General features: G+C 52.9%; 11 protein-coding genes. All 11 read left to right on the top strand.

The window, feature by feature from the left end:
• Positions 1-9: 9 nt before the first annotated feature.
• The 11 genes from KNO68_RS08720 to KNO68_RS08670 all read left to right on the top strand — a co-directional run bounded on the left by KNO68_RS08720 (position 10) and on the right by KNO68_RS08670 (position 12,219).
• Positions 10-1,224, top strand: coding sequence for a glycosyltransferase (locus KNO68_RS08720; RefSeq protein WP_214810983.1), 1,215 nt, complete (start codon positions 10-12; stop codon positions 1,222-1,224).
• On the top strand, positions 1,221-2,147 hold the full coding sequence (locus KNO68_RS08715; protein WP_214810985.1) for a glycosyltransferase family 2 protein: 927 nt from the start codon (positions 1,221-1,223) through the stop codon (positions 2,145-2,147). The genes KNO68_RS08720 and KNO68_RS08715 overlap by 4 nt, the downstream gene beginning before the upstream one ends.
• A 15-nt stretch (positions 2,148-2,162) precedes the next feature.
• A complete protein-coding gene (locus KNO68_RS08710; protein ID WP_214810986.1) occupies positions 2,163-3,209 on the top strand; it encodes an EpsG family protein in 1,047 nt (348 codons plus the stop codon).
• Between the two features lie 18 nt (positions 3,210-3,227).
• Positions 3,228-4,790 (top strand): oligosaccharide flippase family protein, encoded by a 1,563-nt coding sequence (locus KNO68_RS08705; RefSeq protein ID WP_215112349.1) that lies wholly within the window; start codon positions 3,228-3,230, stop codon positions 4,788-4,790.
• Between the two features lie 11 nt (positions 4,791-4,801).
• Positions 4,802-5,953 carry a non-hydrolyzing UDP-N-acetylglucosamine 2-epimerase gene (wecB, locus tag KNO68_RS08700; protein WP_078147563.1) on the top strand — a complete coding sequence of 384 codons (1,152 nt, stop codon included), beginning with the start codon at positions 4,802-4,804 and terminating at the stop codon, positions 5,951-5,953.
• Positions 5,954-5,956: 3 nt separating this feature from the next.
• On the top strand, positions 5,957-6,595 hold the full coding sequence (locus KNO68_RS08695; protein WP_078147562.1) for a sugar transferase: 639 nt from the start codon (positions 5,957-5,959) through the stop codon (positions 6,593-6,595).
• Positions 6,596-6,701: 106 nt separating this feature from the next.
• Positions 6,702-7,745: a polysaccharide biosynthesis protein gene (locus tag KNO68_RS08690; RefSeq protein WP_215112348.1), complete on the top strand. Its 1,044-nt coding sequence runs from the start codon at positions 6,702-6,704 to the stop codon at positions 7,743-7,745.
• Positions 7,746-7,750: 5 nt separating this feature from the next.
• A complete protein-coding gene (locus KNO68_RS08685) occupies positions 7,751-8,986 on the top strand; it encodes a glycosyltransferase family 4 protein (RefSeq protein WP_251024878.1) in 1,236 nt (411 codons plus the stop codon).
• Complete coding sequence (locus tag KNO68_RS08680) at positions 8,895-10,151, top strand: ATP-grasp domain-containing protein (protein ID WP_251024877.1); 1,257 nt, start codon at positions 8,895-8,897, stop codon at positions 10,149-10,151. The genes KNO68_RS08685 and KNO68_RS08680 overlap by 92 nt, the downstream gene beginning before the upstream one ends.
• A complete protein-coding gene (locus tag KNO68_RS08675) occupies positions 10,115-11,227 on the top strand; it encodes a polysaccharide biosynthesis C-terminal domain-containing protein (protein ID WP_214873085.1) in 1,113 nt (370 codons plus the stop codon). The genes KNO68_RS08680 and KNO68_RS08675 overlap by 37 nt, the downstream gene beginning before the upstream one ends.
• Positions 11,228-11,241: 14 nt before the next feature.
• Positions 11,242-12,219, top strand: coding sequence for a glycosyltransferase family 2 protein (locus KNO68_RS08670; protein WP_214730272.1), 978 nt, complete (start codon positions 11,242-11,244; stop codon positions 12,217-12,219).
• Positions 12,220-12,228: the final 9 nt, after the last annotated feature.

Genomic DNA, 12,228 nt, shown 5'->3' with positions numbered 1-12,228 from the left:
GTGTCGGACATGAATATTCTTCACATCAATGCCATCAACGAAGTGAAAAGCACCGGTCGGATGTGTAAAGAGCTTGCATCCGTTCATGCCTCTTCTGGACACCACGTCCGAATCGCCCATGCGACCGGACCAGTGACCGAGACGAGTGTGGTGGTTGGACAGGCGTGGGAAACGAAGCGACATGCGCTCCACGCCCGCGTGACGGGGCGTCAAGGATATACGTCCAAACGGTCGACCGCTGACTTGATTGCCTTCATGGACAGCTTTCGACCGGACGTGGTTCATCTTCATAATCTTCACGCCAATTACCTTCATCTTCAAACGTTGTTTGAGTATTTGGCGAAGCAGGACATCGCCACCGTCATGACGCTTCACGACTGCTGGCTATTCACCGGGAAATGTACCCACTATACGGCGGTCGGGTGTGAGCGCTGGAAGGACGGGTGTGGACAGTGTCCACTCTTAAAAGAAGACATCCCGAGCTGGTTTTTAGACCGGACCGGCGAGATGTTGACGGACAAGCGTAAATGGTACGACGCCATTCCACGCTTGGCAATAGTGGGAGTGTCGGATTGGATCACGATGGAAGCCCACTTCTCGATTCTGCAACATGCGTCCATCATTCGTCGCATCCACAACTGGGTCGATTTGGAGACGTTCATGCCGAAAGAGCCAGGCCCACTTCGGGCACGCCTCGGGTTGACGGGACAACACATTCTTCTCGGGGTGGCAAGCCATTGGACCGAGGCGAAAGGATTGTCTGCATTCATAGAGTTGGCCAAGGCCAGACCGTCCGACCAAATCGTCTTAGTCGGACAGATGCCAGAACAACATGATCTGCCGGCGAATGTGCTTCACATTCAAGAGACACATGACCCGAGCGAATTGGCTTCGTACTATGCCGCGGCAGACGTCTTGTTGAACCTGTCAGAGGAAGAATCATTTGGAAATGTGACGGCAGAGGCACTCGCCTGTGGCACGCCAGTCCTCGTCCTCGATTCCACGGCCAGTCCGGAACTCGTGACCGAACGAACCGGCGTCGTCGTCGCCACACGATCGGTCAACGATGTGATGGACGGACTCGATCGTCTTCATCACGCCTCGATCTCACGAATCGCTTGTGCGAACGAAGCGCGTCAACGGTTCGACTTGTTCGACCGGGCACAGGATTACCTGCACGTGTACGAGGAGCTGCAAACCGAGAAAGTGAGGAACGCTTTATGACACCACTCGTATCCATCATCATCCCTGTCTATAACGGGAGCGATTATTTACGGACATGTATCGACAGCGCCTTGGCCCAGACGCATCCTTCGATTGAAGTGATCGTCGTCAACGACGGTTCGACTGATGACGGGAAAACGGCGGCGATTGCGACAAGTTACGGTAAGCGAATTCGCTACGTGGAAAAGGAGAATGGGGGCGTCTCGAGTGCGTTGAATCGTGGAATTGAAGAGATGAACGGAGACTATTTCTCTTGGCTCAGCCACGATGACGTGTATGCGCCGACAAAGATCGAACGACAGCTCGCCGTATTGCGCGAGCAACATCTCCCGATGAACCAGACTATCGTCGTCACAGGGACGGCGTTCATTGACGAAAATGGGGAGGCGATCCGACGGGTGCAACGGAAAGTGAGCGGATTCTATTCGAGTCAGGACATGTTCCGTCATTTGTTGTTGTCGTCGACTTTGAACGGATGCGCGCTCTTGATTCCGCGACAAGCGTTCGAACATCGGCGTTTTTCGTTAGAGGACCGCTTCATTCAAGACTGGATCTGCTGGGTCGAGTTGGCGCTCGATGGGTTCGACTTTTACGTGATGCGTGAGCCGCTCGTCTATTCACGGATTCACGGCGAGCAACAGACGAAAAAAATCGCACATCGAGCCACGATGGAATCGAATCGCTATTTGAAGCGGCTACTCCAGGACGTCGAGGTGCGTGATAACGGAGAGGAATTGACCGCCATCATTCTGAAACACACGTTCAAGGAAAATGCGGCGGACGTACGGGAACAGTACTTAACGACACATGATGTGAATCGTTACTTTGGACCGATGGAATATCGGTGGCTTCGCTGGAACGGCATCTTGTTTTCAAACCTGCTGTCTCTATATCGGGGGATGACCAATCTGATCTATCGCTAGAAAGGAGGGATGGAGATGACGATCTATTTAGTCAATATGGCGCTGTTGGTCGGTTGGGGAATGTTGTTGATCCGTCACGAGATTCCGAGTCGCCGGGCTTGGTTCGTATCGTTCGCCACGATTCAATGGATCGTCTTGTCAGGCTTCCGAGACGTCACGGTCGGGGCCGATACGGCGCAGTACAAGGCACTCTTCCTGCAGTCGCAAACGTTGCCGCTCGGTGCGTTCACCGACCGTTTCTTTGAAATCGTCTTCACGGAGAGCGAGGACCCGGGGTTCTACCTGTTCCAACGTCTCATCCAGTACGTGATCACGGACTATCAAGTGTATCTCGTTCTCATCGCGATGATCTTCATGATCCCGCTCGGCTATTTCATCTACAAATACTCGAGCGAACCGCTCATCAGCTTCCTGCTCTTTTCGGTCCTCTTCTACGAATTCTTCGCCGTCACCGGGTTACGGCAAACGGTGGCGACCGCGCTCGTCGTGCTCGTCGGCTACCATTTCGTGCGGGCGCGGAAGTTGGGCTGGTTCCTCCTGCTCGTATGCATCGCCATGACGATTCATAAATCTTCGCTCATCTTCGTCCCGTTCTACTTTTTAGCGAACAAGCAACTGACCAAGGCGTATGTGATGACCATGTTCGGGGTCATCGTCGGATTGTTCGTCTTCCGGAATCCATTCTTCGACCTGCTCGTCCAAGTGTCTGGCTACGATACGTACAGCGCCATGGACGGCGCCGGGGCGGTCAACTTCAGTCTGATGTTGCTCTCCGTCCTCTTCGTGGCATTATGGCGAAAAGATCAAATTCTGGCGAACAATCCATCTGCCATCCATTTCTTCAATGCGCTGTTACTCGCCGCCTGTCTCTTGCCGTTGACGTTCTTGAACCCATCCATGATGAGGCTCGTCCAATACTTCTCGCTCTTCCTGCTGTTGATGATTCCGGAGATTGTCGGCACGTTCGAGCGGCGGGAACGACTCGTCGTCTATTACTCGGCGGTCATGTTGCTCGGTCTCTTGTTCATTCGCGAAGCGCCGGTGTATTCGTTCTTTTGGTAACACGAGGAGGTGAAGCATATGTCGACACGCATGACGCTAGACGAGGCAGCCAGTAACCGCAAAATCAAGATCGGGGCGGTCATGTCCTACACGCAAATCTTTTTCGGCATCTTATCCGGTCTCATCTATACGCCGTGGATGATTCATGAGATCGGGCAGGCGAGTTACGGGTTGTATATGCTGACCATCTCGCTCATCAGTATGTTTGCGATGGACTTCGGGCTCGATGCAGCCGTCTCACGATTCATGAGCAAGTATATGGCGGAGGGGGACCACGAGCGGGCGGGACGATTTTTAGGCATCGCCTATAAACTGTTCATCGCCATCTCGCTCGTCCTCTTCCTCATCCTCACCGTCGTCTACTTCTTCTTGGACTCGATTTACTCGAGTCTGACGGCGACCGAGCTCGAACAGTTGAAAGTCCTCTATGTGATCGCGGGACTGTTCATCGTCGTCTCGTTCCCGACGAAGCCATTCTCTGGCATTCTCGTATCCCATGAACAATTCCTCTTCTCGAGTGCCCTGCATCTCGCTGAGAAGGTCGGGACGGTCGCTTTGATGGTCACCGCGCTTCTTCTCGGCTATGGGTTGTATGCCCTCGTCATCGTCAATGCGTTGGTCGGCACGATCGTCTTACTCATCGAGTACGTCTTCATTCGGCGCAAGACTCTCGTCCGTGCCAACTTTCAGAATCGAGAGAAGGGGATTTATCGGGACATCTTTAGCTTCACGTCCTGGAGCACGATCACGCTCGTCGCCCAACGCTTCGTGTTGAACATCACCCCGAGCCTACTGGGGATTCTAGCAGGCAGTGCCTCGATCGCCCTCTTTTCCGTCGGGATGGTCATCGAAGGGTATGTCTGGACCATCGCGGCCTCGCTCGGTTACTTATTCCTTCCGAAGGTCAGTCGGATGTTGTCCCGAAACGATCGTGAGGCCATCAGTTATCTCTTCGTCCGCATCGGTCGGATTCAGCTATATATCGTCGGACTCATTCTCGCTTCGTTCTTCATCCTCGGGCGCGAGTTCATGCACCTATGGGTCGGACCAGACTTCACCGACTCCTACGTCATCGCGCTTCTCTTGATCGCACCGAGTGTGATCACGTTGACGCAAGACATCGGCAATACGACACTCATTGCCGAGAACAAAGTGAAGTATCGGGCGTTCGCCGCCCTCATCGTGGCCGCCATCAGTATGACGCTCTCACCACTGTTGATTCCACACTTTGGTCCGATCGGTGCGGCCATCGCCATTTGTATCGGCAACATCGTCGGGCTCGTCTTCTATATGAACGTGATTTACCATCGGGTCCTCGGTCTCGACATCCTCAACTTTTTCCGCAAGTGCCATCTGAAGCTCTTGCCCGGTATTCTCCTGTACACGCTCATCGGCTGGGGGATCCAGTTCTTCTTCCCGTCCTCGAATTGGTTCGGCTTCGGGGTGAAGGGAATCGTGCTCATCAGTATTTACACAGTGATCATGTGGGGACTCGCATTTGATGAGACGGAGAAAGCCATGTTCCGCCAAGTGTTCGCTCAATTGAAACTACGCATCCTATCCATTCACCACACATCCTAGGAGGGAACAAGATGAAACGACTCAAGGTCATGACGATTGTTGGGACCAGACCCGAAATCATTCGATTGTCCGCCGTGATGGCACGTCTCGAAGCCTCCGAGGCAATCGATCATGTGCTCGTTCATACGGGACAAAACTATGACTATGAATTGAATGAGATTTTCTTTGAAGACTTCGGACTCCGGACACCGGATTATGTGTTAGACGCCTCGGCGGATGGTCCGATGGCGACGATTGGGAATATCCTCATCACCATCGATCCCGTGCTCGCATCTGTTCGTCCGGACGCGGTCTTGTTACTCGGGGACACGAACAGCTGTCTCGCAGCCATCGCCGCAAAACGCCACCACATCCCCATCTTTCACATGGAGGCGGGGAATCGTTGTTTTGACGAACGGGTCCCGGAGGAAACGAATCGTCGCATCGTCGACCATATCGCCGACATCAACCTGACCTATAGCGATATCGCACGCGAGTATCTACTTCGTGAAGGGTTACCGGCGGACCGCATCATCAAGACGGGGAGCCCGATGTACGAGGTACTCCACCGTCAACGGGATAAGATTGAGCGGTCAGACGTGCTCGAGCAGCTCGACTTGGAGCGAGATGCCTATTTCGTCGTATCGGCCCATCGCGATGAAAACATCAGTGATGACGAGAACTTCTTCGATCTCGTCGACACGCTCAATGCGGTCGCGACCACGTACCAGCTTCCACTCATCGTCAGCACCCACCCCCGGACGGCAAAACGTATTCGTGAGAGCGGGGTGCGTCTCCATCCGAACATTCGTACCCTCAAACCGCTCGGCTTCAGTGACTACGTCCACCTGCAACTCCATGCGAAGGCCGTGTTGTCAGACAGCGGCACGATTAGTGAAGAGAGTTCGATTCTTGGAATCAAAGGATTGAATATCCGCCAAGCGCATGAACGTCCGGAGGCGATGGAGGAAGGGGCGGCGATGATGGTCGGATTGAAGCGGGAGCGAGTGCTGCAGGCGCTTCGAATCTTAGAAGAGACGGATGGCTCGATGCGACTCGTGAGCGATTACGCCATGCCGAACGTCTCTGATAAGGTGCTGCGCATCTTGTTGTCCTACACGGACTATGTGATGCGAGAGGTGTGGAAACAGCACACGGTGTCGACCGAGAAGAAAGAGGTGTGAGCCATGGACTATATGACGTTCAAACGAATCTTCGACGGGACGCTCAGCGGAGTGGCGCTCCTTCTTCTCGCACCGTTCCTGCTCCTCATCGCCCTCTTGATCAAAATCGATTCGCCGGGTCCCGTTTTCTTCAAACAAAAGCGCATCGGGTTACGGGAGACACGCTTTTGGATGTATAAGTTCCGGACGATGCATCAGGACACCCCGAACGATGTCCCGACACATCTGTTTAACGACTCCACGAAACACATCACGCGCGTCGGGGCGTTTCTTCGCAAGACGAGTCTCGATGAATTGCCACAGCTCGTCAACATTTTAAAAGGCGAGATGGCCATCGTCGGACCGAGACCCGCACTGTGGAATCAAGATGACTTGGTCGAGGCCCGTCGACAAGTGGGCGCGACAGAAGCGCTACCGGGGCTGACCGGGTGGGCACAGGTGAAGGGTCGAGATGAGCTTCCGATTGAGGTGAAGGCGAAACTTGACGGGGAGTACGTGCGCCAGATGAGCTTTTGGTTCGACCTGCGCTGTATCGCCTTGACCGTTCGGAACGTCTTGCTCCGGGACGGAATCGTGGAAGGGGCGCCCCAACCGAGCCCGTCGTCTGAAGAAAAGAAGATGATGCATGTTGCGAAAAAATGATAACGGTTTCCATTAAGTTACCAATTTAAGTGAGACCAACCGGGTAAATGATGACATACCGCTCTTCCTACATCTGAGACTAGACATCTACGAAAGGAGCCTTCTTATGTTTTCCAACAAAACATTGCTCATCACGGGTGGGACGGGATCGTTCGGCAACGCCGTGATGGAGCGATTCCTCGATACGAACATCAAAGAGATTCGCATCTTTTCACGGGATGAGAAGAAACAAGAAGACATTCGCAATCGCTATCATCATGACAAGTTAAAATTCTACATTGGTGATGTAAGGGACCCGAACAGCATCAAAAATGCCATGTATGGCGTCGATTACGTCTTCCATGCGGCGGCACTGAAACAAGTTCCCTCATGTGAGTTTTTCCCGATTGAAGCGGTGAAGACGAATATTCTCGGTACGGAAAACGTCTTGAATGCCGCCGTCGAAGCGGGGGTGGAGAAGGTCATCTGTCTCTCGACGGATAAGGCGGCCTACCCAATCAATGCGATGGGAATCTCCAAAGCGATGATGGAAAAAGTCTTCGTCGCCAAGGCCCGTGCGGTCGGACCAGACCGGACGCTCATCTGCGGGACCCGTTACGGGAACGTGATGGCCTCGCGTGGGTCGGTCATCCCATTATTCGTTGAACAAATTAAAAAAGGGGAGCCGCTCACCGTGACCGATCCGCTCATGACACGTTTTTTGATGAGCCTGGCCGATGCGGTCGAGCTCGTCGTCTTCGCATTCCATCATGCGCATGCCGGTGACATCATGGTCCAAAAATCACCGGCTTCGACGATCGGTGTACTCGTGGAAGCCGTGAAACAACTGTTCGGGGTCGATCTTCCCATCAAAGTCATCGGGACCCGCCACGGCGAGAAAGCGTTCGAGACGTTGATGACCCGAGAAGAGAAAGTCGTCTCCGAGGACATGGGGGGATTCTTCCGCGTCCCGGCCGACAATCGAGACTTGAACTACGAGAAGTACTTCAGTGAAGGCAGCCAGGAGCTGACGGCTCAAGGTGAGTACAACTCGAACAATACGAGACAGCTCGATGTGGAAGAAGTGAAGGAACTCTTGTTGACGTTACCTTACATCCAGGAAGAACTCGCGAAATGGACGATTCCTGCTTCCGCAAAACGAATCGGGTGAGTGTGATGACCAGACAACGACTCGTCTTCTTATCCAATATCGCTTCCCCGTATCAAGTGAAATTTGCTGATGTGCTTCATGAGCATATGGATACCGAGTTTTGGTTTTATAAACAAATCACCAATCAGCGACCTGACTGGTGGGTCATCCCACTCGGTAAACGCTGTCGCGTCTTGAAAGGCTCCTATTTCTCGAAAAAGACGAACTATCTGTCGCTCGACGTCTTTCTCCAACTCATCCGATTTCGACCGCATATCTTGCTACTGGGTGGTTTTACCCCGTTCCATGCCCTGCTCTTACAGATCGTCAAACTGTTCGGGGTGCGCGTCGTCGTCATGAGCGAGCCGATTCGAAACGTACGGGGCGAGACGAGCGGAGAATCGACGTTATTGACAAGCGAGAACGGCTTGCACAAGGCGACACGGATTCATCATTTGTTCCAGCGGGCTGATTTGATTTTTGGAATGGGAAACGTCGCATGCAATCAATTTATCAAGGAACTCGGTTTTCCTTCTGCGAAAGTCGTTTCGGTCCCTTATCCAATCGATATCGAGACGCACATGTTGCACCCGTTACGTCAGAAAGGACCAAACGACCCGATTCATCTGTTGTTTGCCAATCGCTTAATTGAACGTTATCAACCGCTCGTCGCCTTAGAAGCGTATCGAATCTTGAAAGAAGAATATCCGAACCTTTCCATGTCGCTCAATCGCGACGGACATCTCGCGGATGCATGTCGTCGATATATCGAGGATGAGCAATTGACGGACGTCACGTTCCTTGACGAAATCGAGTCGTGGAACGGGTTGAATCTCGTTTACCGAAGTTCAGATATTCTCGTGTTGCCGGCGACCTATTCGAACGGAAATCTCAGCATCATTGAAGCCTGCGCGTCCGGGATGGGTATCGTCGTCAGCCATGACGTTAACAACGTCGCGCGTCATCTTCACGAAGGAATCAACTGTTACAAATGCGAACCGACCGTGGCATCACTCGTGACCGAACTGAAACACTATCTCGACCATCCCGAACGATTGACAGATCACGGACAGCAATCAAAAGAACTCGTGACGCCAAGACTGAACGCCAACACGGCTGCCGTCTACGTCGACTTACTCCAACCACTCTATCGCAAAGGAGATTCTCACCATGCTGAAGCTGCTGTTGCTCGGGGGAGCGATGCATCAAGTTCCCATCATCCAAAAAGCGAAACAACAAGGGATATTCACCGTTCTCTGTGACTATCTACCGGATAATCCGGGTCGCCTCGTGGCCGACCGTTATTACTGTACGAGCACCCTTGATCGGGAGGCGGTCCTCGCCATCGCGAGAGAGGAAGGCATCGATGGGATTGTCGCCTATGCCTCCGATCCGGCGGCACGAACGGCCGCCTATGTCGGGGAGGCACTCGGATTGGCGACGAACTCGCTTGAAACGGTCGAAACGTTGACGAATAAAGCGAAGTTTCGAACATTCCTACAGCGATATGACTTTGCCGTCCCGGAAGCCTTTGCGTTCACCGAACTGGAAACGGCGATCGACACGTTACGGGAGCGAGCAGGTGAATATATCATCAAACCGGCCGACGCCTCTGGGAGTAAAGGGATCAGCAAGTGGAGTCGGGGGCACGGGATTGATCAGCTTCGTCGCCATCTCCAAGTGGCATTTACGATGTCATTCAATCAGGAAGTGGTCGTGGAGGAGTTTATCACGCGAGATGGCTATCAAATAGGTGGTGATGGATTTGTCGTCGACGGGGAGTTGGTGTTTCGTTGTTTCGGAAACGGACACTTCAATGTGAACGGAGTCAACCCGTTCGCCCCAATCAGTGCGAGTTTCCCGAGTGTACATCCGCCTCACGTGCTTGAGCGAGTCCATCAGACGTTGCAACGCATGTTGACTGAAGTCGGCTTCAAGCAAGGCGCGTTCAACTTTGACATCTTCGTCAAAGGAGAAGACGTCTATCTGATGGATATCGGTCCACGGAACGGAGGGAATTACATCCCACAAATCATCGAACAAGCGACAGGCGTCGACTTGGTCCAAGCGACGATTGATGTCGCACTCGGGATGCCGGTGACGCTCGAGATGAAACCAGTGACCGTGCCGTCCTCCTATTTCATCATCGGCAGTCAAGAAACGGGGCGATTCATGGGCGTCCATTTCGATGAGGACGCATATACGATTCGACAAGCGAACATCTATTACAACGTCGGAGATGTGGTCCCGCGCTTCGAAGGGGCAAATCAAGCACTCGGTAGTTTGATTCTGGAGTTTGAAGACGTCGAGACGATGCTTCGACTCGTCGAACATCCCGGGCGATGGCTGACCTTACACATCAAGTCAACCGAAGAAACGGAGGGAGAATCATGGACATCGTCGTCACCGGTGCGAACGGTTTTTTAGGCAGACACCTCGTTCACGCCTTGGAGCGGGCTGGGCATCTCGTCCTCCCGATCACCCGTTCGACCTCATTCATGGAACGAAGCAGCTATCTGCGTCGAGCGGACGCCGTCTATCATGTGGCCGGAGTGAACCGTCCCGAACGAGTCGAAGAATTCACGACGGGAAACGTCGACTTGACCGAGGCGATCGCCACCGAATTGCTGTCCTATAATCCGGTCCCCGTCTTTTTTGCCTCGTCGATTCAAGCGACTCAAGACAATCCTTACGGAAACAGTAAACGAGAAGCGGAGGACATTTTGCGGCTGTACGGTCAACGGAGCGGGGCACCGGTTCACATATATCGGCTCCCGAACCTGTTCGGCAAATGGGGGAGACCATTCTATAACAGTGCGGTTACGACGTTTTGTTATCAGATTGCACGAGGAGAGGACGTCACGGTCACGCATCCCAATCATGTGTTGACGCTCGCCCATGTCGATGACGTCGTCGCATCGTTTGTAGGGGTGCTGCATAAATCAGAAAGCACTGATTCAGACGTCCCGACACGCCAGATCACATTATTCGACCTCGCCCGAATGATTGAATCGTTCGAAGCGGTCCGTATGGCTAGAGGAGTACCGGATGTATCGGATCCTTTTACGAAAAAGCTATACAGCACGTACTTAAGTTACTTGCCGAAAGAACGGATGGTCACGCCTCTCTTGATGCATCAGGACGTGCGGGGATCGTTCACAGAACTGTTTAAGACGCCTGATCGTGGTCAAGTCTCCGTCAACGTGGCCAAACCCGGAATCACAAAAGGGGAGCACTGGCATGAGTCGAAACATGAACAATTCATCGTCGTCAGCGGTGAAGGCGTGATTCGGCTCCGGTTGATGGACCAAGATCAGATCATCTCGTTCCATGTCAGTGAAGAACAGCTTGAAGTCATCGAGATTCCGCCAGGTTACGTCCATCATATCGAAAACACGGGCGTGAAAGATTTGGTGACGGTGATGTGGGTGAACGAGCCGTTCGACGCGAGTCAACCGGACACCTATCCAGTCACTGTCGCACAAGACGCGGAAGTCTCATAAAGGAGGGATTCATCATGGTCATGGTGAGCATCAACTGCATCACATACAATCACGAGAAGTACATCGCTCAGGCGATTGAAGGCTTTTTGTCACAGCGCACGAACTTCGAGGTCGAGATTCTCATCCATGATGACGCCTCGACGGATCGGACGGCAGACATCATCCGGGAATACGTTCAGAAATATCCTGAAAAATTCAATGTCATCTATCAGACGGAGAATCAATATTCAAAAGGTGTATTCATCGGTCGAATGAACGAGGAGCGGGCACGCGGCAAATACATCGCAACATGTGACGGGGACGATTATTGGACGGACCCTTACAAACTGCAAAAACAAGTCGACTACATGGAAGCCCATCCGGACTGTACGCTTTGTTTCCACGATGCGTATGTCGAGACAGGTGGGAAGCTCCACACGAATTGGCACGTCATTCCATGGATGCCGGAAAATCGAAAGCTCGCCTCATCCGTGTCCCGGACGTATGACGCCGGTGAGTTGCAGTTACTCGGGTTCGTTCCGACGATGTCCATGTTGTATGTGAACGATTTCCGTGACGCCCCGCGATGGCTCGAAGAGACGCCGGCGCGAGATGCATCGATTCGCTTGTATATCACGAGCAGGGGATACGCCTACTACATGCCGGAAGTGATGAGTGTCTATCGCTACGAGGTCGAAGGGTCGGCGACGACCATTTGGAACGAGGGGAATGTCGAACGTGACGTGAAGCGACATGAGGAGTTCATTCGGTTCATCAACTTATTTGATGCCTATACCGATGGGAAATACCATCAAGAGCTGGAGTTGTCACGGATTTCCTTTGAGGTGGGGCTCCACCGATTGAAGGGAGAGTATGATGCGTTACGTTCTACTCGATATGACGCGTATCTGAATCGGTTCGTCGGAATCGATCGAATCCGACCTTACCTGATGATCAAGCAGCCACATGTAACAGAATGGCTCATTAAAATACGAAATTGGGCATTCGCGTGAACGAAAGGA

It is taken from the genome of Exiguobacterium sp. s75 (assembly GCF_018617145.1).
In the GTDB taxonomy this organism is placed as follows: domain Bacteria; phylum Bacillota; class Bacilli; order Exiguobacteriales; family Exiguobacteriaceae; genus Exiguobacterium; species Exiguobacterium profundum.
This window is presented reverse-complemented; position numbering and strand designations above follow the sequence as displayed.